Annotated in this window: 24 protein-coding genes and 3 tRNA genes; 7 read left to right on the top strand and 20 right to left on the bottom strand. The window is 69.2% G+C overall.

Features of this window, described 5'->3' with window-relative positions:
* Positions 1 to 3: 3 nt before the first annotated feature.
* Together EV186_RS08295 and EV186_RS08290 are read right to left on the bottom strand one after the other, a co-directional pair.
* The gene (locus EV186_RS08295) at positions 4 to 798 is read right to left on the bottom strand and encodes an MlaE family ABC transporter permease (RefSeq protein ID WP_133848408.1); all 795 of its coding nucleotides are present in this window, start codon (positions 796 to 798) and stop codon (positions 4 to 6) included.
* Positions 795 to 1,949: an ABC transporter ATP-binding protein gene (locus EV186_RS08290; protein ID WP_133848407.1), complete on the bottom strand. Its 1,155-nt coding sequence runs from the start codon at positions 1,947 to 1,949 to the stop codon at positions 795 to 797. Before EV186_RS08290 ends, EV186_RS08295 begins: the two co-directional genes overlap by 4 nt.
* A gap of 249 nt (positions 1,950 to 2,198) precedes the next feature.
* Between EV186_RS08290 and EV186_RS08285 the strand changes: the two genes are divergently transcribed.
* From EV186_RS08285 to EV186_RS08275, 3 genes are read left to right on the top strand one after another with little or no spacing between them, the layout of a single operon-like run.
* Positions 2,199 to 2,492 carry a hypothetical protein gene (locus EV186_RS08285; RefSeq protein WP_133848406.1) on the top strand — a complete coding sequence of 98 codons (294 nt, stop codon included), beginning with the start codon at positions 2,199 to 2,201 and terminating at the stop codon, positions 2,490 to 2,492.
* Positions 2,493 to 2,494: 2 nt separating this feature from the next.
* A complete protein-coding gene (locus tag EV186_RS08280) occupies positions 2,495 to 3,424 on the top strand; it encodes a hypothetical protein (RefSeq protein WP_133848405.1) in 930 nt (309 codons plus the stop codon).
* Positions 3,421 to 4,017 (top strand): DUF3558 family protein, encoded by a 597-nt coding sequence (locus EV186_RS08275; protein ID WP_133848404.1) that lies wholly within the window; start codon positions 3,421 to 3,423, stop codon positions 4,015 to 4,017. Before EV186_RS08280 ends, EV186_RS08275 begins: the two co-directional genes overlap by 4 nt.
* Before the next feature lie 58 nt (positions 4,018 to 4,075).
* Here EV186_RS08275 and rplL read toward each other — a convergent pair whose 3' ends face one another.
* Together rplL and rplJ are read right to left on the bottom strand one after the other, a co-directional pair.
* Positions 4,076 to 4,462, bottom strand: a complete 387-nt coding sequence (gene rplL / locus EV186_RS08270) for a 50S ribosomal protein L7/L12 (RefSeq protein ID WP_133848403.1) — start codon at positions 4,460 to 4,462, stop codon at positions 4,076 to 4,078.
* A gap of 63 nt (positions 4,463 to 4,525) precedes the next feature.
* Positions 4,526 to 5,071 (bottom strand): 50S ribosomal protein L10, encoded by a 546-nt coding sequence (rplJ, locus tag EV186_RS08265; protein ID WP_133848402.1) that lies wholly within the window; start codon positions 5,069 to 5,071, stop codon positions 4,526 to 4,528.
* A gap of 259 nt (positions 5,072 to 5,330) precedes the next feature.
* Between rplJ and EV186_RS08260 the strand changes: the two genes are divergently transcribed.
* The gene (locus EV186_RS08260; RefSeq protein WP_133848401.1) at positions 5,331 to 6,185 is read left to right on the top strand and encodes a hypothetical protein; all 855 of its coding nucleotides are present in this window, start codon (positions 5,331 to 5,333) and stop codon (positions 6,183 to 6,185) included.
* 42 nt (positions 6,186 to 6,227) lie between these two features.
* Positions 6,228 to 6,791 carry a DUF2087 domain-containing protein gene (locus EV186_RS08255; RefSeq protein WP_208115500.1) on the top strand — a complete coding sequence of 188 codons (564 nt, stop codon included), beginning with the start codon at positions 6,228 to 6,230 and terminating at the stop codon, positions 6,789 to 6,791.
* 16 nt (positions 6,792 to 6,807) lie between these two features.
* Here EV186_RS08255 and EV186_RS08250 read toward each other — a convergent pair whose 3' ends face one another.
* The 10 genes from EV186_RS08250 to EV186_RS08205 form a co-directional block, all read right to left on the bottom strand.
* Positions 6,808 to 7,752 (bottom strand): hypothetical protein, encoded by a 945-nt coding sequence (locus EV186_RS08250; protein WP_133848400.1) that lies wholly within the window; start codon positions 7,750 to 7,752, stop codon positions 6,808 to 6,810.
* A gap of 67 nt (positions 7,753 to 7,819) precedes the next feature.
* The gene (locus EV186_RS08245) at positions 7,820 to 9,511 is read right to left on the bottom strand and encodes an ABC transporter family substrate-binding protein (protein ID WP_243753880.1); all 1,692 of its coding nucleotides are present in this window, start codon (positions 9,509 to 9,511) and stop codon (positions 7,820 to 7,822) included.
* Between the two features lie 63 nt (positions 9,512 to 9,574).
* Entirely contained in the window at positions 9,575 to 11,686 is a 2,112-nt protein-coding gene (locus EV186_RS08240; protein ID WP_341814354.1) for a dipeptide ABC transporter ATP-binding protein, read from the bottom strand.
* A 154-nt stretch (positions 11,687 to 11,840) separates the two neighbouring features.
* Positions 11,841 to 12,887 carry an ABC transporter permease gene (locus EV186_RS08235; protein ID WP_133848399.1) on the bottom strand — a complete coding sequence of 349 codons (1,047 nt, stop codon included), beginning with the start codon at positions 12,885 to 12,887 and terminating at the stop codon, positions 11,841 to 11,843.
* 14 nt (positions 12,888 to 12,901) lie between these two features.
* Positions 12,902 to 13,849, bottom strand: coding sequence for an ABC transporter permease (locus EV186_RS08230; RefSeq protein ID WP_243753879.1), 948 nt, complete (start codon positions 13,847 to 13,849; stop codon positions 12,902 to 12,904).
* 335 nt (positions 13,850 to 14,184) lie between these two features.
* Positions 14,185 to 14,907 (bottom strand): 50S ribosomal protein L1, encoded by a 723-nt coding sequence (rplA, locus tag EV186_RS08225; protein ID WP_133848397.1) that lies wholly within the window; start codon positions 14,905 to 14,907, stop codon positions 14,185 to 14,187.
* Positions 14,908 to 14,998: 91 nt separating this feature from the next.
* Positions 14,999 to 15,433 carry a 50S ribosomal protein L11 gene (gene rplK, locus EV186_RS08220; protein ID WP_133848396.1) on the bottom strand — a complete coding sequence of 145 codons (435 nt, stop codon included), beginning with the start codon at positions 15,431 to 15,433 and terminating at the stop codon, positions 14,999 to 15,001.
* Between the two features lie 195 nt (positions 15,434 to 15,628).
* Positions 15,629 to 16,528, bottom strand: coding sequence for a transcription termination/antitermination protein NusG (gene nusG / locus EV186_RS08215; protein ID WP_133848395.1), 900 nt, complete (start codon positions 16,526 to 16,528; stop codon positions 15,629 to 15,631).
* 76 nt (positions 16,529 to 16,604) lie between these two features.
* Positions 16,605 to 17,078 (bottom strand): preprotein translocase subunit SecE, encoded by a 474-nt coding sequence (gene secE, locus EV186_RS08210; protein WP_133848394.1) that lies wholly within the window; start codon positions 17,076 to 17,078, stop codon positions 16,605 to 16,607.
* Between the two features lie 33 nt (positions 17,079 to 17,111).
* Positions 17,112 to 17,184 (bottom strand) — tRNA-Trp (locus EV186_RS08205).
* 219 nt (positions 17,185 to 17,403) lie between these two features.
* On the opposite strand from EV186_RS08205, the gene EV186_RS08200 reads away from it, so the two are divergent.
* Entirely contained in the window at positions 17,404 to 18,642 is a 1,239-nt protein-coding gene (locus EV186_RS08200; RefSeq protein ID WP_133848393.1) for a pyridoxal phosphate-dependent aminotransferase, read from the top strand.
* Positions 18,643 to 18,742: 100 nt separating this feature from the next.
* Positions 18,743 to 19,021 carry a hypothetical protein gene (locus tag EV186_RS08195; protein WP_243753878.1) on the top strand — a complete coding sequence of 93 codons (279 nt, stop codon included), beginning with the start codon at positions 18,743 to 18,745 and terminating at the stop codon, positions 19,019 to 19,021.
* 22 nt (positions 19,022 to 19,043) lie between these two features.
* On the opposite strand, the gene EV186_RS08190 is transcribed toward EV186_RS08195, so the two are convergent.
* From EV186_RS08190 to EV186_RS08165, 6 genes are all read right to left on the bottom strand, one after another.
* A complete protein-coding gene (locus EV186_RS08190) occupies positions 19,044 to 19,448 on the bottom strand; it encodes a MaoC family dehydratase (protein ID WP_133848392.1) in 405 nt (134 codons plus the stop codon).
* Positions 19,445 to 19,891, bottom strand: a complete 447-nt coding sequence (locus EV186_RS08185; RefSeq protein WP_133848391.1) for a MaoC family dehydratase N-terminal domain-containing protein — start codon at positions 19,889 to 19,891, stop codon at positions 19,445 to 19,447. The genes EV186_RS08190 and EV186_RS08185 overlap by 4 nt, the downstream gene beginning before the upstream one ends.
* Positions 19,892 to 19,981: 90 nt before the next feature.
* A complete protein-coding gene (gene rpmG, locus EV186_RS08180) occupies positions 19,982 to 20,146 on the bottom strand; it encodes a 50S ribosomal protein L33 (RefSeq protein WP_133848390.1) in 165 nt (54 codons plus the stop codon).
* 95 nt (positions 20,147 to 20,241) lie between these two features.
* Positions 20,242 to 20,314, bottom strand: a tRNA-Met gene (locus tag EV186_RS08175).
* Positions 20,315 to 20,363: 49 nt separating this feature from the next.
* Positions 20,364 to 20,439: transfer RNA gene (locus EV186_RS08170), tRNA-Thr, on the bottom strand.
* Between the two features lie 69 nt (positions 20,440 to 20,508).
* On the bottom strand, positions 20,509 to 23,154 hold the full coding sequence (locus EV186_RS08165; RefSeq protein ID WP_133848389.1) for a putative bifunctional diguanylate cyclase/phosphodiesterase: 2,646 nt from the start codon (positions 23,152 to 23,154) through the stop codon (positions 20,509 to 20,511).
* Between the last annotated feature and the right edge of the window lie 90 nt (positions 23,155 to 23,244).

Genomic DNA, 23,244 nt, shown 5'->3' with positions numbered 1-23,244 from the left:
GCCTCAGCTCCCCTTCGCCGGAACGATCTGCAGGTACACGGCGGTCAGCGTGAAGTTCACCGCGAAGAGCAGCAGGAACGTGATGACCACGGACTGGTTCACCGCGTCGCCCACGCCCTTCGGACCCCCCTTGGGGTTCAGGCCGCGGTAGGCGGCGACGACCCCGGCGATGAAGCCGAAGATGACCGCCTTGATCTCGGAGATCCAGAGGTCGGGTAGCTGGGCCAGCGCGGAGAAGCTCGCGAGGTAGGCGCCGGGCGTGCCGCCTTGCAGGACCACGTTGAAGAAGTAGCCGCCGAGCACACCGATGACGCTGACCAAACCGTTGAGCAGCAACGCGACCAGCATCGAGGCGAGCACGCGCGGCACGACCAGGCGCTGGATCGCCGAGACGCCCAGCACCTCCATCGCGTCGATCTCCTCGCGGATGGTGCGTGCGCCGATGTCCGCGCAGATCGCCGAGCCGCCCGCGCCCGCGACCAGCAGCGCGGTCACGATCGGAGCCGCCTGCTGGATGATCGCCAGCACGCTGGCCGCACCGATGAACGACTGCGCGCCGAGCTGGGTGATCAGCGAACCGAGCTCCAGCGCGACCAATGCGCCGAACGGGATCGACACCAGCGCGGTCGGCAGGATCGTCACGCTCGCGATGAACCAGGACTGCTCGATGAACTCGCGCAGCTGGAACGGCCGCTTGAAGATGCCGACGATCACGTCGAGGCCGAGCGCGAAGAGCTGCCCGGTCTCGCGCAGTGCGCCGGAGCCGGGGAACTTCCGGGTCGAGGCGGGCGCGCTCACGAGCGTCCTCGTTCGGACCCGCTCGGCTCGGACCCGGGCAGGCGCGCGACGCTCTCGTCGTCGAGGCGGCCCTCGATGCGCTCGCCGTTGCCGGAGCGCGGGCGTGGCGACGGGGCCGGGCGCTGCGACGGAGCCGGGCGGCCGCCGGCGTGGACGCCGTAGTGCTGCTGCTCCTCGGGCGACATCGACTCGATGATGCTGTCCTGCGCGGCCCGCGGGAGCGAGTGCAGGATGCTCATCACGCGGTCGGTGCGCCGGCGTGCGCCCTGGCGCTCGGGCATGCCGGGCGTGGGCTGCATCTGCGGGGGCACGCCGCGCACGTCCTCGACGCCGCCCGCGTGGTGACCTGCCTCGAACATGGCCTGCTCGGCGGCCATGGTGGCGGAGTCCTTCTCCTCGCTCATCCCGATCGGGCCGTCCATGCGGCCGTTGAGGAACTGCTTGACCACGGGCTCCTCACTGGTCAGCAGCACCTCGCGGGGGCCGAACATGACCAGCTCCTTGCGGAAGAGCATGCCGATGTTGTCCGGCACCGTGCGGGCGAGGTTGATGTTGTGCGTGACGATCAGGAACGTCGCGTCGATCTGCGAGTTCACGTCCAGGAACAGCTGCGAGATGTAGGTGGTGCGCACCGGGTCCAGGCCCGAGTCGGGCTCGTCGACCAGGATGATCTCCGGGTCCAGCACCAGAGCGCGGGCCAGCCCGGCACGCTTGCGCATACCGCCGGAGATCTCGCCGGGCAGCTTGCGCTCGGCGCCGTTGAGCCCGGTCAGGTCCAGCTTCTCCAGCACGATGCGCCGGACCTCGGACTCGGACTTGCGGGTGTGCTCGCGCAGCGGGAACGCGACGTTGTCGTACAGGTTCATCGAGCCGAACAGCGCGCCGTCCTGGAACAGCACCCCGAACAGCTTGCGGGTCTCGTAGAGCTGGCGCTCCGAGCAGGTGACGATGTCGACGCCGTTGATCATGCAGCGGCCGCGCTCGGGCTTGAGCAACCCGATCATCGACTTGAGGAAGACGGACTTGCCCGTCCCCGACGGACCCAGCAACGCGGAGACTTCGCCTGGCGGCAAGGTCAGCGTCACGTCCCGCCAGATGGCCTGCTTCCCGAAGGATTTGGTCAACCCTTCGACGACCACCTCGGCGCCCATCGAACCTCCCGACCCGGATTTGGCGTCCCCGCCGACGTCATCCCAGTGCAACGAGCCGAACCCGTCTGGGTTACTCGCGAGTTGGTAAGCAAAGTACCCAGTCGGTGGCTTGCGCTCGCCCAGTGGGGTACATCACACGGGGTAACCGCCGCTTCTGGTTGCTTCCTGTCGCCGGGCCGAACGGGTGAACAACGAAACCTCCTGACGGTCGGCGACGTCCGAGTCGCCGCACATGATCGAGGGGGGACCATGCCGAACGAGAGCGGCTTCAGGCTCAGGCTGAAGGAAGCGGACAAGGCAGCCAGGACATCACTGCCCGCTGCGGCCGCGGCCATCGAGCACCCGGTGAAGGCCTTGACCGACCACGTCGACGCGAGCGGTCACGGCAGGTCGGCCGCGGCCACGTCCGCGTTCCAGCACTGCACCTGGCTCGCCGACCACGTGGCGAGCAGGCAAGCGCATGCGGCCCAGGTCGTGCGCGACACGGCCGACGCGCTCGCCGCGATCATCGACGTGTACCGCCAGGCCGACGGGCAGGCCTGACCGTGGCGCACATCGGACGGGTCCCGGAAGCGCTGGACGCGGCCAGCTGGCAGATGCAGAACGTCGTGGCCACGATGATCGACAAGGAAAGCCTCACCGATGCCAGGTTCGGCGAGGTCAGCGACGCGCGCACCCGCCACTGGGGGACGGTGACGAGCCTGAACCTCGACCAGCTCGGCGAGGAATACGAACGGCTGGTCAAGGTCGCGCAGGAAATCACGGCCAGCGATGACGCGAAGAAGTACCTGGCCCAAACCATCAGCCACCTCGAAGGTTGGGTGGGCGACGCGAAGGACGCGTTCGTCGGCCAGGTCTCGCTGGTCGAGAGCTTCCTCGACACGCAGGCCACCAACGCCTGGGTCGCCGTGCGCGGCATCGGCACGCTGATGACCCTGGTCTACCAGGCCCAGGAGAGCATGTTCGGCATCTGGGCCGACACCTTCGACGCGGCCACCAACGAGATCGAGGACCGCGACAAGAAGGACATCGAGGTGCAGATCGCGCTGGGCGGTGAGATCGCCAGCCACTTGATCACCCTGGACGTGGCCAGGTGGAAGAGCATGGCGGTGGATCTCGTGCTCAAAGAGGGCCAGATCCTCGCGACCGATGCCATCGACGGTGGTGATGCCGACAAGGTCATCGACACCTACATCCGCACCGGCGACCGCGTCTGCCGCGAGTTCGAGGGCGGCCTCGAAATGCTGGTGAAGGAACTGATGTTCCAGGAGTCCGGGTTTAGCGCCCAGAGCCCGGACCTCTTCGCCCCGTTGAGCACCAAAGTCCAGATAGACAGCCCTGACTTCACCTACGAGGGGTGCTTCGAGTGCGAAGAGATGCCGCCGAACGCCTTCGACCCAAAGGTCCGCAAGGCCCAGACGGCGCACCGCAAACACGAGTCCGACATCGAGAAGCGGCTCGGCGGTGCCTCATGAGCGCCACCCGCGTTGCGGGGTTGCTGGTCGTGGCCTTCGGGGTGGCCGCCTGCGCCACGCCCGAAGCAACACCGAGCGCCCCCGCGACCGCCACCACGACCGCCGCGGCTCGAACGCTCGATGCTTCCGCCTACAACGACAATGACAAGATCTGCGACCTGCTGCCCGGTGCCGACGCCGGCCGCCTGGGCTACGTCGACTGGGGGATCTGGCAGCCGGAAGGTGTGCGGAAGTACGACAGCTCCGACTACCCCGCAACCATTTCCTGCCGCCGGGACGGGCGGCCGGTGCCGAACGACCGGGACACGTGGGGCTTCGGTGTGGCCACCTACCTCTACCTGTCCACCGACGTGACCGCGGCGGGATACCAGTCCGACCAGGACTACGTGGCCGTCGACACCATCAAGGTGCGGGGGCAGACGGGCATCGTGCGGCGGATCGCGGATCGGCCGCAGGTGAAGTACTGCGAGGTCGACGTCGAACTGGACAAGAGCAGCGGGTTCGTCGTCGAGGTCGACGGGCTGGGACCCGCAAAGGCTTGCGCCAGCGCCAAAGCGGTGGCCGAGGCGGTCGTGAACAACCTCAGCAGATAGCGGAAGGCCGGCACCCCGTCGGGGTACCGGCCTTCCGAGCGAACCGTGAAGCGCTAGATCACTTGAGGGAGACCTTGGCGCCGGCGCCCTCGAGCTTCTCCTTGGCGGCCTCGGCGGCATCCTTGGCGACCTTCTCCAGGATGGGCTTCGGCGCGGACTCGACGAGCTCCTTGGCCTCCTTCAGGCCCAGGCCCGAGACGACCTCGCGGACGACCTTGATGACCTGGATCTTCTTGTCACCGGCGGACTCGAGGACGACGTCGAACTCGTCCTTCTCCTCCTCGGCGGCGGCCACGGGGCCGGCCGGGCCCGCGGCGGCCACGGCGACCGGCGCCGCGGCGGTGACCTCGAAGGTCTCCTCGAACTGCTTCACGAACTCCGACAGCTCCAGGAGGGTCATCTCCTTGAACGCGTCGAGCAGCTCGTCAGTGCTGAGCTTCGCCATGATGGCGTCCTTTCAGGTAATGCGCCCCGAGTAGCCAGGGTGCGAATGGTTATCCGGGGTTGTTCAGCTCTCGGCGGCTTCGGCGGCAGGGGCCTCTGCGGCCTTCTTCTCCTGCAACGCCGCGGCCAGGCGGGCCACCTGCGAGGCCGGGGCGTTGAACAGCCCGGCGGCCTTGCTGAGGTTGCCCTTCATCGCGCCCGCGAGCTTCGCGAGCAGCACCTCACGCGAGTCGAGGTCGGCGATCTTGGTGACCTCGTCCACGCTGAGCGGGCGGCCATCCATGTAGCCGCCCTTGATGACCAGACCCTTGTTGTCCTTGGCGAAGTCACGCAGTGCCTTCGCCGCGTCAACCGGCTCGCCGTCGACGAAGGCGATCGCGGTCGGGCCGGCGAAGAGCGCCTCGAGACCCTGCACGCCCGCGTCTTCCGCGGCCCGCTGGACGAGGGTGTTCTTCGCGACCCGGTAGGTCGCGCCATTACCGAGAGCTCGGCGCAGCGTGGTCAGCTGGGACACGGAGAGGCCGCTGTACTCGGTGATCACCGCGGCCGAGCTGCTGCGGAACTTGTCCGCGATCTCGGCGACGGCCGCCACCTTGTCGGGCTTCGCCATGGGTCGCCTCCTCTCTTGGCTGGTGACCTCTGGTCGAACCAGCCCGGGAGACGACAAACGCCCCGGCGCAGGCGCACGGGGCGTACACAGGCGCAAGCGCCTGGGACTCACCTCGTCCTCCCTGCGCGGGCCGCCCGTTGTCGGGGCCTTCGTCTCCGGTGAGGGAGAGACCAGCGGTCTTCGGTAGAACCGTCGTCAAGAGTACGTGACCCCATCAGGCGGTTCCAAATCGCCCCCGGGTACCCGGCAAGATGGACCCGTGGCCAACGACGAACCGGACACCGGGCCGCTGCCCGCGCAGCAGCCGCCGAACCCACCCGTGCCGGGGGGCGAGATCGTGCCACCGATGAACGTGCCGCCCACCGCGCCCCCCGGGCCGCCGCCGGCCGTGCCGGACCCGGAGCAGCTGCGGCAGTTCGAGGAGTTCCGCAAGTTCCAGCAGTTCCAGGAGTTCCAGCGCTACGCCCAGACCGAGGAGGGCCAGCGCGCGCTCGGTGCCGGGAGCGCGGTCGGCTTCCCCTACCCGCAGCCGCCGAAAAGGCCGGCGTGGCAACGGTTCCTGCGCGGCAAGCTGTTCCGCAAGCTGGTCTCCGCGCTCGTCGTCGTACTGGTGCTGGTGTGGGCCTACAACCACTACTTCGGCGCATCGGAGGACAACGACCCGCAGGGCGCCGCGGGCCCTGGGTCGGTGCAGGAGCCGGGCCGCCTCTCGCCGAGCCCGCAGCAGGCGGTGATCGCCCTCTACAAGATGGTCGCGCAGGGCGGCGCCGAGGAGGCGTGCACGCTGGTGTTCGACCAGCAGGGCGGGCTCGCGTTCGCCCAGGACTTCGGCGCGACGACGTGCCAGGCCGCGATCACCACGCTGGCCGCACAGGTCAGCAAGGACTCGGTGGACCGCAACGCCTACGCGGCCCCGAAGGTCACCGAGCAGGCGATGACGCTCAACGGCACGTCGGCGATCGTCAGCTCCTGCGAGCTCAACGTCGTCGGCGGCCCGCCGCTGGGCAAGCTGCTGCTCACCGAGAACGGCGGCGGCTGGGTGATCACCGACCACGAGAACGAGACCTGCCCGCCGAAGACGTCCGGCGCCCCCACCACGACGCCCACCGGCTGAATTCGGTTGCGCCGCACCGGTCTTGTGCCAGCATCGGCCGGCATGAGCGAGCTTGCGAGCATGAGCCCGGAGGAACTGGTCGGCCTGCTCGCCGACGCGGATCGGCTGGCCGCGGTGTCGGCGCTGGCGCTCGGCGCCCGGACCAACCCGGAGATCGTCGAACGCACCGGCATCGACGGCAAGCGGGTGAGCAAGGCGGTGACCCGGCTGGCCAAGGCCGGGCTGGTGGGCAGCGACGCCGACGGGCTGGTGCTGCACGCGCACTTGTTCGCCGACGCGGCCCGCGCGGCGGCGCCACCCAAGCAGTACGAGGACCACGGCTACGCCGACCCGAAGGCCGAGGCGACGCTGCGCGCGTTCGTGCGGGACGGGCAGTTGACCGGCATGCCCGCCCAGCCGACCCGCCGGCGGCTGGTGCTCGAACACGTCGCGCGGTCGTTCGAGCCCGGCGTGCACTACCCCGAGCGCGCGGTGACCGAGCTGCTCGAACCGTGGTGCGCCGCCGGGGCGACCGACCACGTGACGTTGCGCCGGTACCTGGTCGACGAGGGCCTGCTCAGCCGCGAGGGCGGCGAGTACTGGCGCAGCGGCGGCCCGGTCGACTGACCCGGGCCCCGGGTGGTCAGGACGGGTCGGAGCCGCGGATGGCCCACACCCAGAACGCGGCCGACGCCGTGAGCACGGTCGCGCCGAGCCAGCCGGCGAAGCCGCTCTGGTCGGCGTAGGCCCACAGCAGGCCGATGAACGGCGCGGCTATGCACGCCACCGCGTCGACCCGCAGCTGCCGGCCCAGCCCGCTGACCGAGCGCGCGCGCTCGGCCACCGTGTCGTCGGGCCGGCTGGGGTTGTCGCCGCGGCGCCCCGGCGGTTCGCGGCGCACGACCCGGCCCGGCGGGTACAACACCACGCCGTCGAACTCGGCGGCCACCAAGCGGTCGCGCTTCGGGTCGCCGTACGCGGTGACCGTGGTCGGCGCGGGCATGCGCACCAGCACGGGGTCGTAGTAGACCGGGAGCCACGCCGACTCGTCGTCGAGTTCCAGGTACGACCGGGTGAGCACGCCGCGCTGGATCCGCACGCGGCGCACGAGCAGCTTGGTGGGCTTGCGCCGGGTCAGCCGGGCGCTGCGCCAGAGCCGCCAGCCGTCGTAGCCCAGGACGATCACGATGATCAACGCGCCGAGCACCAGCCCGGTGGTCGCCCGGTCGCCGTCGACGAGCACCTGCGCGCCCGGCACGATCGCGCGCGCCGGATCCGCCGGGTCGTAGGCGATGTCCGTGCCGGTGCCGACCTTCGGCGGGTCGATCGACAGCGGCACCCGCACGGTGTGCGCCGCGCCGTCGGGGGTCGCCCAGGCCGCCTCGACCGTGCTGCCGTCCACCTTGGTGATGTGGCCGCTCGCACGAGCCGACAGCCCGGAGAGCTGCCGGTCGGCCGCGGCGTAGGAGATCGCGGACAGCACGATGACGACCGCGCACGTGACGAACACGAGCGCGGTGGTCAAGCCGACGTGGCGCACCGCGCGCACCGACAGGGCACCTCGTCGCCGCTCGGTCATCTCAGCCATCGAATCCTTGGTGGGTAAGGAAAGGCGGGGGCCGGAAAGTCCGACCCCCGCCGTTCAGCCGAACAGATCAGGCAACGAAACCGATCTTCGTGTAGTCGACGTCCGCGAAGCCGCGGGCACCGAAGTTGGCCACGGTGGAACGGATCGCGACCGCACCGGGGACCTGGTACAGCGGGAGGTGGTGCCCCTCCTGCCAGACCATCTTGTCGATCTCCTGCAGGTCGGCCGTCCGCTTGGCGTCGTCGAGCTCGGCGCTCGCCTCGTCCAGCTTCTGGTTCAGCTCAGGGGAACCGACGTGCCCGTAGTTCTGGCCGGTGCTCTTCGGGTCGAGGTAGTAGATCGCCTTCGAGCCACCGATCGGGAACGGGTTCGAGCTCCAGCCGAAGCCGGTCATGTCGAAGTTGCCCGTGTTGACGAAGTCCTTGAAGAACTTGTCGACCGGCTCGGCGTCGACCACCACGTTGACGCCGATCTCCTTGAGCTGCGCCTGGGTCAGCTTCACGATCTGCTCGGAGATCGGGTTGCCCGCCGTGCTGACGAACCGGATGTTGAGCTGCTTGCCGTCCTTCTTGCGGAACTGGCCGTCCATCTTCCAGCCCAGCGCGTCCAGGTCGGCCTTGGCGGCGGCCTGGTCGTACTTCACCGCGGACGCGTTGTCCTGGTAGGCCGCGGTGCCCTGCAGGAAGAAGTGGTTGCCCAGCGGGGTCGGGTTCTGCACGATCGGGCCGAGGATGCCCTTGACGAACTTGACCTGGTCCAGGCCCTTCATCAGCGCGACGCGCAGCTTCGGGTCCGCGAGGATCGAGCCCGGCGCGCCGTTGAAGGTGATGTGGTTGTACTGGTTGCCCGGCGCCTGCCGGATGACCGCACCCTTTGTGGTCTTCGCCCGCTGGTAGTTGTCGACGCTGGAGCCGATCTTGTACCAGTCGATCGAGCCGTTGGCCAGGGCGTCGGCCAGGGCACTGCGGTCGACCACCCGGAAGGTGATCTTGTCGAGCTTGGGCTTCGGGCCCCACCAGGCCGGGTCACGCACGACCGTGACCAGCTGGCCGGTCTTGTCGATGGTGCCGATCTTGAACGGGCCCGCGGTGATCTTCGGGCCGTCCACCCAGCCGGAGTTGAAGGTCTCCGGGTCGCTGTTGAGCTCCTTGGGGTACAGCGGGTCGAACAGCGCCTTCCACTCGGCGAACTTCTTCTTGAAGGTGACCTTGACCTCCTGGTCGTTGGCCCCCTTCTCCACCTTCTCGATGTCCTCGTAGCCGGTGGTCGCCGAAACCGTGTACTTGTCGTTCGTGCCGTTGAGGGCCTTGAACGTGGCGTCGAAGTCCTCCCACGAGATCGCCCGGCCGGTGCTCCACTTGGCCTGCGGGTTGATCTTGTAGGTGATCACCTCGGGGTCGGGCGAGGTGATCTCGGCCGACTGGAGGTAGTTCGGGTTCATCTGGACGTTGTTGCCCGCGTCGGCCAGCCACAGGTGCGGCATGATCGAGTACAGGATGCGCACGCCGTCATCGACGGTGCCGTCGAGCTCGTTGTAGTTCCAGTTGTCCGGCAACGAGTCCAGCGGCCACTTGAACTCGCCGCCGTCCTTGAGCTTCGAGACATCCATCGCGTTGATGTCCTGGTTGCCGGCGCCCTTGCCGGCACCACCCTGCACGCCCTTGTCCCCGCCGCCGTCGCTGCTGCCGCCACACGCGGAAAGCAGCATCGCTGCGGCGGCGACCGGCGCGATGAGCGCCGCCCACTTCCGTCGACTCACTGTTGGTGACCTTCCTTTTTGAACGGCCGATCGGGAGCCCGGCCGAGATTCGGGGGATGGAGCTCAGAGCACGGCGCGCGCCCTGGGGAAGTGGCAGGCGGCCTGCTGGTCGTCGCCGTGCGCCGCCAGCACCGGTTCCTCGTCCAGGCAGCGCTGGCGCTTGTCCTCGGGCAGCGCCGCGAACGTGAAGCAGCGGGTGTGGAACCGGCAGCCCCGCGGCGGGTTGGCCGGGCTCGGCAGGTCGCCGGTGAGGATGATCCGCTCCCGCGACCGCTCGGCGACCGGGTCGGGAATCGGGATCGCGGAGAGCAGCGCCTGGGTGTACGGGTGCTTCGCGTCGCCGAAGACGCCGTCCACCTCGCCGATCTCGACGATCTTGCCCAGGTACATCACCGCGACCCGGTCGGCGATGTGCCGCACCACCGACAGGTCGTGGGCGACGAAGAGGTAAGCCAGCTCCAGCTTGGCCTTCAGCTCGTCGAGCAGGTTGATCACGCCGGCCTGGATGGACACGTCCAGCGCGGACACCGGCTCGTCGAGCACGATCAGCTTCGGCTCCAGCGCGAGCGCGCGGGCGATGCCGATGCGCTGGCGCTGACCGCCGGAGAACTCCGCCGGGTAGCGCTCGGCGTGCTCGGCCCGCAGGCCGACCAGGTCGAGCAGCTCGGGGATCCGGCTGGCGATCTTCTGCTTCGAGTAGCCGTGCACCTGCATGGGTTCGGCGAGCACGTCGCCGATCGGCATGCGCGGGTCGAGCGAGGCCATCGGGTCCTGGAAGACCACCTGCATGTCACGGCGGATCTCCCGGCGCGATTGCTTGGTCAGCGACGTGGTCAGGTTGCCGAGGATGGCGATGTCGCCGCCCATCAGCGTGTCCAGCCCGAGGATCTCCATCAACGTCGTCGTCTTGCCGCAGCCCGACTCGCCGACCAGGCCCAGCGTCTCGCCCGCGCGGATGTCGAACGAGACCCCGTCGACGGCGTGCACGGTGCCGACCCGGCGCTTGAACACCGCGCCCTTGGTCAGCGGGAAGTGCTTGACCAGCTCGTTGACCGACAGCACGATCGGCCGCTGCTCGCGCGGCACCTTGGCGATCGCCGCTTCTTCGACGGCCTCGACCTCGAACACCTCGGCGGCGTCCGGGTCCTCGGCGATCAGCTCGTTGGCCCGGATGCAGGCGGCCCGGTGCTGCTCACTGCCGTCCACATCGGACAGCGGCGGCTCGGCCTCCCGGCAGGCGTCGACCACCATGGGGCACCGCGGCGCGAACGGGCAGCCCGGCGGCAGGTCCACCAGCGACGGCGGCTGCCCCTCGATCGGGACCAGCGGCTGGCGCTCCTCGGCGTCCAGGCGCGGGATGGAACCCAAGAGCCCCAACGTGTACGGCATCCGCGGGTGGGCGTAGATCTCGTCGACCTGGCCGGTCTCCACGGCCTTGCCCGCGTACATCACCATCAGCCGGTCGGCGAAGCCCGCGACCACACCGAGGTCGTGGGTGATGATCACGATGCCGGCGCCGGTGACCTCCTGCGCGGTCTTGAGCACCTCGAGCACCTGCGCCTGGACGGTCACGTCCAGGGCGGTGGTCGGCTCGTCGGCGATGATCAGGTCCGGGTCGTTGGCGATCGCGATGGCGATCACCGCGCGCTGGCGCATGCCGCCGGAGAACTCGTGCGGGAACGCCTTCGCCCGGTTCGCCGCGTTCGGGATGCCGACGAGGTCGAGCAGCTCGACGGCCCGGTTGTGGGCCTGCTGCTTGCTCATCGAGTGCCCGTGCGCGCGCAGCGCCTCGGCGATCTGGTCGCCCACCGTGTACACCGGCGTCAACGCCGACAGCGGGTCCTGGAACACCATGGAGATCCGCTTGCCGCGGATCTTGGACAGCTGGTCGTCGGACAGGCCAAGCAGCTCGCGGTCGCGGAACTTGATCGACCCGGAGATGCGGGCCTGCTGGGGCAGCAGGCCCATCACGGCCAGCGAGGACACCGACTTGCCCGAGCCGGACTCACCGACGATGCCGAGCACCTCGCCCGCGGACACCTCGTAGTTCAGCCCGCGCACGGCCTGGACCCGGCCGCTCTCGCTGGGGAAGGAGACGGTGAGGTCGCTGACCCGCAGCACCGGCCCGTTCTCGCTCGGCGCCTGCTCGTCGAACATGGTCTGTGCGGCGGTCAACGTCCCGCCTCCCCGGCATTCCCGAAAATGGTTGCGTTGCGAGGGAATGGTCCTGTTGAACCTTGTGATCGTGGCTGAGTTGCGTCACGTTCCCCTGAGGTGCGGTTGCGAGGTCCGCGAGCTGCTCTCGGGTCTGGCGTTGGCACAAGGAGCGTCATGACGCTTCCTTTCCGGCGAGCGCGGGTGCGTTGGCGCGGGCCTTGTCCTTGGCGTCCTGGTACTCCTTGCGCGCCTTGCGCCGGTCCTTGCGCCGCCCGCCCGCGGAGTTGGGGTCGATCGCGTCGCGCAGGCCGTCACCGACGACGTTCACCGCGAGCACGAACACCACGAGGAACATCGAGGGGAACAGGAAGAGCCAGGGGAAGGTCTGCGCCGACTCGGTGCCGGACGCGATCAGCGTGCCGAGCGAGACGTCGGGCGGCTGCACGCCGAACCCGAAGTACGACAGGCCGGTCTCGGCGATCACCGCGGCGCCGACGTTCACGGTCGCGTCGATGATCAGCAGCGACGCCATGTTCGGCACGATGTGCTTGACGATGATCCGCCACGGCGCCTGACCCATGAACCGGGCCGCCTTGACGTACTCGCGCTCGCGCAACGTGAAGGTCATGCCGCGCACGATCCGCGCGGTGATCATCCAGCTGAACAGGCCCAGCAGCAGCACGAAGATCAGCCAGGTCTTGCCCTTGAACGCCGGGCTGAGGATCGCAAGGATCAGGAACGACGGCAGCACCAGCAGCAGGTCGACCAGCCACATCATGGCCCGGTCGACCCAGCCGCCGAAGTAGCCGGCCGTCGCGCCGACGATCGCCGACAGCGACGTGGAGATCAGGCCGACCAGCAGGCCGATGGTCAGCGACTTCTGCAGCCCGCGCATCACCAGCGCGAACATGTCCTCGCCGACCTTGCTGGTGCCGAACCAGTGCGAGCCGCTGGGCGAGACGAGGAAGTTGTCGTAGTCCAGTTCGGTGTAGCTCCACGGCGCGAACAGCGGGGACAGGAACGCCGCCGCGTAGAGCAGCACGATCACCACAAGGCCGATCAATGCGTTGCGGTTGCGGGCGAACCGGCGCACGACGAGCTTCGCCCGGCTGGTGCGCAGGTCACCGGGGGCGCCCGCGTCGACCGGGCTCACCGAGGCGCTGCCGCCCGGGGTGTTGGCGTGCTCGCCGCTGCCGTCGCTGTCGATGGTCACAGTCATGTCGTCGGCCCCCGTCAGACCCGGACCCGCGGATCGAGCGCCGCGTAGAGGACATCGGAAAGCCAGCCGGAGATCAGCACCAGCACGGCCACGAACAAGGTCACCGTCGCCACCACGTTGGCGTCCTGGGTGTTCACGCCGACGATCAGCCAGTCGCCCATGCCGTACCAGCCGAAGATGTGCTCGGTGAACGTGCCGCCGACGATAAGCAGGCCGAAGCCGAACGCGAACAGCGTGGCCATCGGGATCAGCGCGGTGCGCAGGCCGTGCTTGAACAGCACGCGCCGCCGGGTCAGGCCCTTGGCCGACGCGGTGCGCAGGAAGTCGCTGCCGAGCACGTCGAGCATGGCGCTGCGCTGGTAGCGGCTGTAGTAGGCGATCTGCTGCAACGCGATCGTCAGCGTCGGCACGATCAGGTAGCGCAGCCGGTCGCCCAGCGAGGCGAGCCAGCTGCCGTCGAAGCCGGGCGTCTGCTCACCGGTGAACTTCAGGTACTCGGTGCCGAGCCAGTCGTTGACCTGCAGCGCGCCGGTCTTGAGCAGCGGGCCGATCACGAACACCGGCGTGGACAGGATGACGAAGGAGAAGACCGTCGCCGCGTAGTCGCTGATCTTGTACTGCCGGATCGCGCTGACCACCCCGAGGATCACGCCCAGGATCACGCCGACCGTGACGCCGACGAGGAACAGGCGCAGGCTCACGCCCATCCGCGGCAGCAGCTCGTCGCCCACGTTGTGGTCGGTGACCGTGCGGCCGAAGTCGCCGTGCACCACGCCGCCGAGCCAGTGCACGAACCGCAGCGGGATCGGCTGGTCGAAGTGCAGCGCCAGCCGCTTGGCCGCGATCGCCGCCTCGGGCGGCGGCGGGTTGCGCTGCATCAGGATCGCCACGGGATCGAACGTCAGCGACGCCAGCAAGTAGGCGAGGAATGTGGCGACCAGACAAAGGATCACATAGTTCACCAGGCGCCTGGCCAGGAAACCGATCACGTGGGTGGACAGCCTTTCCGCGATGCCCGCCGCAGCTGCGCGGACCAGTCTTCTCCGGCGGGGCACCGGAAGTTCACCGAGTGGCCCGTGATGTTGGATAGTTCGTCGCCGTCGGGTGGTTAAGGTACCTACTTTCGTAGGCAATCCGGGTAACAGCTCGGCAGCGATGGAACAGCGTGTCGTTATCTGGTGCCGAAATGTGACCGCACGCCCTCTTACCTGCGGTTATGCGGTCACGAATTGGACACGAAAAAGGCGAAGGGGCGACCCGTTCGGGGGTCGCCCCTTCACCTTTGCCAGTTGTTGCCTCAGGAAGTGGCTTCGTCTGCCACGAGGAGGTTGCGCGTGCGAGCCGGGTCCACCGGAATGCCGGGGCCCATGGTCGTGGAGAAGGTGACCTTCTTCAGGTAGCGGCCCTTCGCGGCGGACGGCTTCGCCCGCAGCACCTCGTCCAGTGCGGCCGCGTAGTTCTCCACCAGCTTCTCGGTGTCGAACGACGCCTTGCCGATCACCAGGTGCAGGTTCGACTGCTTGTCCACCCGGAAGTTGATCTTGCCGCCCTTGATGTCGGCGACGGCCTTGGTGACGTCCGGGGTGACGGTGCCGGTCTTCGGGTTCGGCATCAGGCCACGCGGGCCCAGGATGCGGGCGATGCGACCGACCTTCGCCATCTGGTCGGGGGTCGCGATCGCCGCGTCGAAGTCCAGCCAGCCCTCCTGGATGCGGGCGATCAGGTCCTCCGAGCCCACGGCGTCCGCACCGGCGGCCTCGGCCTCGGCGGCCTTGTCACCGGTGGCGAACACGATCACGCGGGCGGTCTTGCCGGTGCCGTGCGGCAAGTTGACCGTGCCGCGGACCATCTGGTCGGCCTTGCGGGGGTCGACGCCCAGGCGCATGGCGACCTCGACGGTCGCGTCCAGCTTGACCTTGGAGGTCTCCTTGGCCAGCTTCGCCGCATCGAGCGGGGAGTACAGGCGCTCCCGGTCGATGAGCTCCGCGGCCTGGCGGTATGCCTTGCTGCGCTTTGCCATTGCTGTCCTTGCTTTCGTGGATCAGTTGTGGTGCGGACCTGCGCAGGTCCTCCCACTGTGTTGAATTGAGCTTGCTTCGCGGCGCTGCGAATCAGCCTTCGACGGTGATGCCCATGGAACGGGCGGTGCCGGCGATGATCTTGGCTGCCTGGTCGATGTCGTTGGCGTTGAGGTCGGCCTTCTTGGTCTCGGCGATCTCGCGCACCTGGTCCCAGGTCACCTTGGCGACCTTGTTGCGGTGCGGCTCGCCGGAGCCCTTCTCCACACCCGCGGCCTTGAGCAGCAGCCGGGCCGCCGGCGGGGTCTTGAGCTTGAAGTCGAACGACCGGTCCTCGTACACGGAGATCTCGACCGGCACCACGTCACCGCGCTGCGACTCGGTCGCGGCGTTGTAGGCCTTGCAGAACTCCATGATGTTCACGCCGTGCTGGCCCAGCGCCGGGCCAACCGGCGGCGCGGGGTTGGCCGCGCCGGCCTTGATCTGCAGCTTGATGATCGCCGCAAGCTTCTTCTTCTTGGGTGGCATGTCAGTGCTTCCTGTTGTTCAAGTGGTACGCGCCGGGACGAATGGCCAACGCCCGGCACGTCCGGCGGCATTCCCCGCCCGGTATTCAGTTAGGGGGTCCGGGGGCTTCCCCCGGCTGGGGCCTGGGGGCTTGGCCCCCAGAAAACACGGGAAAGGGGGTCACCGGCGAAGCAGGTTGACCCAACCCCCTTTCACTCAGATCTTGGAGACCTGGGTGAACGACAGCTCGACCGGCGTCTCCCGGCCGAAGATCGACACCAGGACCTTCAGCTTCTGCCCGTCCGCGTTGACCTCGCTGATCGTCGCGGGCAGCGTGGCGAACGGGCCGTCCATGACGGTGACCGACTCGCCGACCTCGAAGTCGACCTCGACCGTCGGCGCCTTCGTGGCGGTCGCGGTCGACGCCTTGCCACCGGCGGCCGCGGCCTTGGCCGGCTCCACCTGCGGCAGCAGGAACTTGAGCACGTCGTCGATGGTCAGCGGGGACGGCTTGGACGTCGCGCCGACGAACCCGGTCACGCCCGGCGTGTTGCGCACGGCGCTCCACGAGGCGTCGTTGAGATCCATCCGGACCAGGATGTAGCCGGGCAGCACCTTGCGCTGCACCTGCTTGCGCTGGCCGTTCTTGATCTCGGTGACCTCTTCGGTCGGCACCTCGACCTGGAAGATGAAGTCCTCCATGTCGAGGGTCTGGATGCGCGTCTCGAGGTTGGTCTTGACCTTGTTCTCGTAGCCCGCGTAGGAGTGCACGACGTACCAGTCGCCGGGCGCGCTGCGCAGCGCGGCACGCATCTCGGCGGCCGGGTCCTCGACAGGCTCCTCCGCCGTGGCGGCGGCTTCGTCAGCCTCAGCGGTCTCGTCGGTCTCGTCGGTGTCGGCGGTGTCGTCGTCAGCGGTCTCTTCGGCGGCGGCGTCGGCCTCGTCGACCTCAGCGGCCTCGGCAGCTTCGGCGTCGTCCCCGCCCGGCTCCGGCGTCTGCGGCGTAGCGGGCGCGACGTGCGCGGAGTCCCCGTCCTGCGCGGCGGCGAACAGCTCGTCGTCGGTCAGGTCGGTCAGCTCCGGGCTGCTGCCCGCTGTCCCGTTCTCGGAGGTCACAGGTTGGGTCTCGCTTTCCTCTCGTACATCGCGTCCGCAGATGGACGCGGCGCTCGTTGCCGCTGGTCTCGACCGGCTAGTCGCCGAAGACCAGGAACACGAGCTTGGCCAGGCCCACGTCGAGGCCGGCCACCAGGGCGACCATGAAGGCCAGGAAGATCAGCACGACCACGCTGTAGGTCAGCATCTGCTTGCGGGTCGGCCAGATCACCTTGCGCAGTTCGGCGACGACCTCGCGCAGGAAGCGGACGAGCCGCGCCAGGATGCCCGGCCGGTCGGCCTTGCGGTCGCGGGTCGGGGTCGCCTTGCCCTTGCGCTCGGACACCGACTTGGACGACTTGACGTCGGCCTTCGACTTGCTGTCGGACTTCGCGTCGCGCTTGGCGTCGGTCCGGGTGCTCGCCTTGCCCTCCGGCTTGGCGTCACCCTTCAGACCGGGCAGCCCCGTGTCCTTGCCCGCGGGACGGGCCCTGCGCTCACGCCGAGCAGCGGCGGTGACGGGACGAGACGGGCGCTCCTGCCCCTCTTCCCGCTCCTTGTCCTCGGCCACGCCAGTTCCTCCGCTCCCGTTACTTCGCCAATGCAGGGGTGACAGGACTTGAACCTGCAACCTGCGGTTTTGGAGACCGCTGCTCTGCCAATTGAGCTACACCCCTTTGCCGGCCCACGAGGTGCCGGCGGCGGTGGGACTCGACGACCCCCGCCCACCGTACGTGTTTCGGGCCGCAGGTGACCAGCGCCGAACCACGGTGGACTTGAGTAGCCAACGTTCCAAGTCCGGCAGTCTACGGCACGCCCGATGAGCCTCCGCAACCGCGCTGCTTAGCGGCCCCCGGGATGCGCCGAGAACCGGCCGATCTGCGACGATGAGGGCCATGGCAGCCACCGAGCTTTCCGCGCCTTCCGCGACCAGCCACGCCAGGATCTCCGCGCGCATCGCCGGGATCACCGAGTCCGCCACCCTCGCGGTCGACGCGAAGGCGAAGGCGCTCAAGGCGGCCGGCCGGCCGGTGATCGGGTTCGGCGCGGGTGAGCCGGACTTCCCGACCCCCGAGCCGATCGTCCAGGCGGCGGTGCAGGCGTGCGCCGATCCGCGCAACCACCGCTACACCCCCGCGGGCGGCCTGCCGGAGCTCAAGGAAGCCATCGCGGCCAAGACGTCGCGCGACTCCGGCTACGAGGTGAAGCCGAGCCAGGTCCTGGTCACCAACGGCGGCAAGCAGGCCGTGTACGAGACCTTCGCCACCCTGCTCGACCCGGGCGACGAGGTCCTGCTGCCCGCGCCGTACTGGACGACCTACCCCGAGCCGATCGCGCTCGCCGGCGGCGTCACCGTGCCCGTGGTGACCGACGAGTCCAGCGGCTACCTGGCGTCGGTCGAGCAGCTGGAGGCGGCCCGCACGCCCCGCACCAAGGTGCTGCTGTTCAACTCGCCGTCCAACCCGACCGGCGCGGTCTACCCGCGGGCCCAGGTCGAGGCGATCGGCCGCTGGGCCGCCGAGCACGGCATCTGGGTGGTCACCGACGAGATCTACGAGCACCTGACCTACGACGGGGCCGAGGCGCCGTCCATGCCGGTGCTGGTGCCCGAGATCGCCGACCGCTGCGTCGTGCTCAACGGCGTCGCCAAGACCTACGCGATGACCGGCTGGCGGGTCGGCTGGCTGATCGGCCCGGCCGACGTCGTCAAGGCGGCCACCAACCTGCAGTCGCACCTGACGTCGAACGTGGCGAACGTCTCGCAGCGCGCCGCGCTGGCGGCGGTCTCGGGCTCGCTGGACGCGGTCGCGTCGATGCGCGCGGCCTTCGACCGGCGGCGGCGCACGATCGTCAAGCTGCTCTCGGACATCCCCGGCGTCGAGTGCCCGACACCGCAGGGCGCGTTCTACGCGTACCCGTCGGTGAAGGCGTTGCTGGGCAAGGAGATCCGCGGCCTGCGGCCGACCACCAGCGTGGAGCTGGCCGCGCTCGTGCTCGAGCACGCCGAGGTCGCGGTCGTGCCCGGCGAGGCGTTCGGCACGCCCGGCTACTTCCGGCTCTCCTACGCCCTCGGCGACGACGACCTGGCCACCGGCGTCACGCGCATGGGCGCGCTCCTGTCCGAAGCGAAGTAGGCCGACTGCGTGAATCCGCGCGGATTCACGCACCGCAGTTGATCCACCTCGTTGAATGGGTATGAGGTCCCTTGAGGACACCGACGAACGAGGGAGATCCATGAGCGCGTCCCCGAGCGGTCAGCAGGCACCCAGCAACGGCATGGGCACCGCGGGCTTCGTCTGCGGGCTCGTCGGGCTGGTGTTCAGCTTCATCCCGGTCATCGGCGTGATCGCGTGGCCGCTGGTGATCATCGGCATCGTGCTGTCCGCCATCGGGATGAGCCACGCCAGCAAGGGCCGGGCCACCAACAAGGGCCTGGCCACCGCCGGGCTGGTCGTGTCCGTGATCGGCCTGGTGATCTGCATCATCTGGGTGGCCGCACTCGGCAACAACTGAAGCGACGGCGGTGGTGCGGGTCTCAGCTCCGCACGACCGCGGTTGCCTTGCCCAGCACGGCTTTCCCGTCGAACTTGGCCGTGATGGCCACCTGGGCGGTGCCGTCGTCGAGCACCTTGGCCACCTTCGCGGTGAACTCCACGGTCGCGCCGACGCCGTCGTCCGGCACCACCACTGGGCGCGTGAAACGGGTGTAGTACGACACCAGGCGCGCCGGGTCGTCGAGCCAGTCGGTGACGATGCGCCCGGCCAGCGCCATGGTCAGCATCCCGTGCGCGATGACGTCGGGCAGGCCCACTTCGCGGGCGAAGCGCTCGTTCCAGTGGATCGGGTTGAAGTCCAGCGAGGCACCGGCGTATCGCACGAGGTTCTCGCGGGTCACGGTGACGGTCAGCGGCGGCAGCTCCGCACCCTCGGTGATGTTCATTCGGCGCCCCTCACCACGAGCTGAGCCTGCACGGTGACCACGAGGGCGTCGTCCGCGTCACGCACGTCGCCTCGCATGGTGATGAAGTCGTTGCCCGCCCGGTTCATGATCTCGGCGACCGTCGTGGTCACCGCGAGCACGTCGCCGGCGTGCACCGGCCGCTCGTAGGCGAAGCTCTGGTCGCCGTGCACCATCCGGCCGTAGTCGAGGCCGAGTTCGGGGTCGCTGACGATGGCGTTGATCGCCTCGAGGTTGACGACCGTGAGGAACGTGGGCGGGGCGATCACGTCAGGGAACCCGGCGGCCCGGGCGGCTTCCGGGTCGCGGTAGAGCGGGTTCGCGTCGCCGACGGCGTCGGCGAACTCCTTGATCTTCGCGCGGCTCACCTCGTAGGTGGCCGTCGGCGGGTACACGCGTCCGACGAACGACTGGTCAAGTGGCACCCGCGAAGGTTACTAGGAGAAGACATGACGAAGGCCGCCCCACGTCTGGGACGGCCTTGCGTCAGTTATCTCCGCGGGAGGGAGATGGTCTCAGCGAGTTTCCTTGTGCAGGCGGTGCGTTCCGCAGTTCGGGCAGAACTTCTTCATCTCAAGACGGTCCGGGTCGTTGCGCCGGTTCTTCTTGGTGATGTAGTTGCGGTGCTTGCACTCCTCGCACGCCAGAGTGATCTTCGGCCGCACGTCAGTGGAAGCCACAGCACTAACCTTTCCTCGTCAGCGTTCCCACTCGGGGTGGGAGCCCTTGGTACAACGGCGCGAGCGGTCTCGGGATTCCCCCGCGCTCTCGTGTGTAGCGGTGGCCGGACTTGAACCGGCGACACAGCGATTATGAGCCGCTTGCTCTACCGACTGAGCTACACCGCCTCACATGACACGGCCGCGACGCTCAGGTACTGCGCCGCGGCTGTAGTCATGGAGCCCCTTTACGGAATCGAACCGTAGACCTTCTCCTTACCATGGAGACGCTCTGCCGACTGAGCTAAAGGGGCTTGCTCGGCTTGCTTGAGCGAGGAGGACTCTACAGGGACTCGCCACAGAGTTGAAATCGGGGGTCCCACCTAGGTCAGCAAGGTGAGCACCGTCTCATCGCGCAGGCCCTTGGACTGCGTGGTCCGCGCCTGCAACCAGGCCTCCAACCGGCTGGCGGACAACGGCCGCGAGATCAGGTAGCCCTGCGCGACGTCGCAGCCCATCCCGGCCAGCTGGTCGCGGGCGGCGTCGTCCTCCACGCCCTCGGCCACCACCGTGAGCCCCAGCGAGTGGCCCAGCTCGACGATCGAGCGCACCACGGCGAGGTCACCCAGGTCGGTGCCCATGCCGAAGACGAAGCTCTTGTCGATCTTCACCTCGTCCACCGGCAGCTGCCGCAGGTAGGCCAGCGACGAGTAGCCGGTGCCGAAGTCGTCCACGGCCAGCGTCACGCCGAGGTCCGAGAGCCGCCGCAGCACCGGCAGCGCGCGCTGCGGGTCGGCCATGACCCCCGACTCGGTCAGCTCGAACGTGAGCAGCTCCGGCGGCACCTTCCAGCGGGTCAGCGCGGCGCTCACGCGGTCGGGGAACTCGGCGTCGGCGAGGCTGCGCACCGACAGGTTCACGGCGGCGGAGATGCGGAAGCCGCGGTCCATCCAGTCGCGCACCTTGCCCAGCGACTGGTCCATCACGAAGTCGGTCAGCGCGTCGACCAGACCGGCCGCCTCGACGGCGGGCACGAACTCGTCGGGGCCGAGCTTGCCGAACTCCGGGTGCGTCCAGCGCACCAGCGCCTCGACGCCGAAGACCGTGCGGTTGGGCAACGACATCTTCGGCTGGTAGTGCACCTGCACCTGGTCGGTCTCCAGGGCCTGCCGGAACTGGCTGACCAGCTGGAAGCGGCGCATGAAGATCTGGCCCATGCTCGGCAGGTAGCCGCGCGCGGTGTCCCCCGCGTTGCGGGCCGCGCGCAGGGCGACGTCGGCGCGTTGCAGCAGGCCGTCGACGTCGTCCTTCTCGGCGTCCTCGCAGTCCGACGAGCAGTAGCCGACGACCGCGGCGGCCTCGACGGTGAGCCGGTCGACCGGGTAGGGCATGGCGAGCCCGGCACGCAGGCGTTCGGCGACCTGGTGGGCCTGCTCGGTGTCGTGGCCGGCGAGCAGCACGGCGAACGCGCCGCCCTCCAGCCGGGCCAGCGGGGCGTCCTTGCCCAGGGTGTCGCGGATGCGCCGGCCCGCCGCGACGACCATCCGGTCGGCCCACGCGTAGCCCAGCGCGTCGCTGATCGTGGACAGCACGTCGAGGTCGACCCGCAACACGACGGCCTTGTCGAGGTTCTTCAGCTCGGCGGCCGCGGCCTGCCGGAAGCCGGGCCGGTTGAACAGGCCGGTCAGCGGGTCGTGGTAGGCGTCGTGGCGCAGGGTCGCGAGCAGCCTGCGGTTGTCCAGGGCGGTGGCCAGGTGGCTCGCCGTGGTGCCGATCAGCCGGATGTCGGCGGTGCCGAACCCCCGCCAGCGGGACTGCTTGTCGTGCGCCTCGATCAGGCCCAGCAGGTGGTTCGCGCTGCGCAGCGGCACCACGAGGGCCTCGTCGGCACCGCGGCGCACGAGCTCGTGCCGCACGTCGGGCACGGAGTCGATCCGGCGGAAGTGGCGCACGTGCGCGCCAGGCAACCGCCGGAACGGATCACCCCGGCTGGGCAGGTCACCACCTTCGGGAAGGTCGTCGCCGGACACGACGAGCGACTCGCCCTCCGGCCGGTCGATGCCGAGGCGCAGCACGACGCGTGCCGCACCCAGCTGGTCGCGGATGCGGTCGGCGACGCCCTGCCAGTCGTCGCTGCCGCCGAGGACGGGCTCCGGCTCGACCAGCCCGGCGGCCGGGCGCAACACGGCCTGGTGCCCGGAGCGCGCGACGGTCAGGCTCAGCTCGGACAACGCCTCGAGGTCGCGCTGGTCGCGCAGCAGCCCGGAGTAGGCCAGGTACAACGCCATCAGCCCGCCGACGGTGATGGTGACCAGCAGCCAGCCGGCCGGTGCGTGCGAGGCGATCCCGTAACCGACGACGCCGACGGACGCGTTGACCAGGCCGAGCACGAGGATGCGCAGGGTCAGCCGGACCGCGGCGCCCAGGCGCATCCGCCGGCCGAGCACGCGCACGGTGACCAGCGCGAGCAGCGTCGAGGACACCGGCGCGGCGAGCGCGCCGATCAGCACCGGCGCCCACGGCGGGCCGTGCGGGCCGATGACCTGGACCGCGGCGTAGGCGACGACGAACGCGCTCACGATCTCCAACGCCATCGCACCGGAGTTGTAGAGCAGGCGGTCGCGCACGCCACGGATCATCAGCGTGCCGACGCCCGCCACCAGGTGGGCGATCAGCACCACCTCGAACGGCGCCACGAACAGGCCGATGACCAGCGGGATCTCGGTGAAGGAGATCGACCACGAGACACCGGTGCGCACGTCGATGTTGACCGCGAGCTGCTCCGCGACCAGGAAACCCGCGGTGAGGGCGAGCCCGGTGAGCACGGGGTGCTCGACGGTCCGGTCCGGCAGCAGCCACGCCGCCAGCACGGCGGCCGCGGCGGCGATCACGAAGACGATGACCGAGTAGGTCAGAAAGGGGCGCTTGGCGTCGGACGGCTCGTCCGGCACCGGGTCGAGCGACGACCAGTGCTGGATCGGGAACTCCTGGGTGGCATCGGGGTCCGGGTCCACCGGCTGCTCCGACATGCACCCCTCCTCAGCCGGCGTCAACTTGGAGACCCACCGCAACCCCCCGACGGGCATGTCACTGTACCCCGACCAGGCGACGAAACCAGG

Origin of the sequence: Labedaea rhizosphaerae (genome assembly GCF_004362825.1) — a bacterium.
In the GTDB taxonomy this organism is placed as follows: Bacteria; Actinomycetota; Actinomycetes; order Mycobacteriales; family Pseudonocardiaceae; genus Labedaea; species Labedaea rhizosphaerae.
This window is presented reverse-complemented; position numbering and strand designations above follow the sequence as displayed.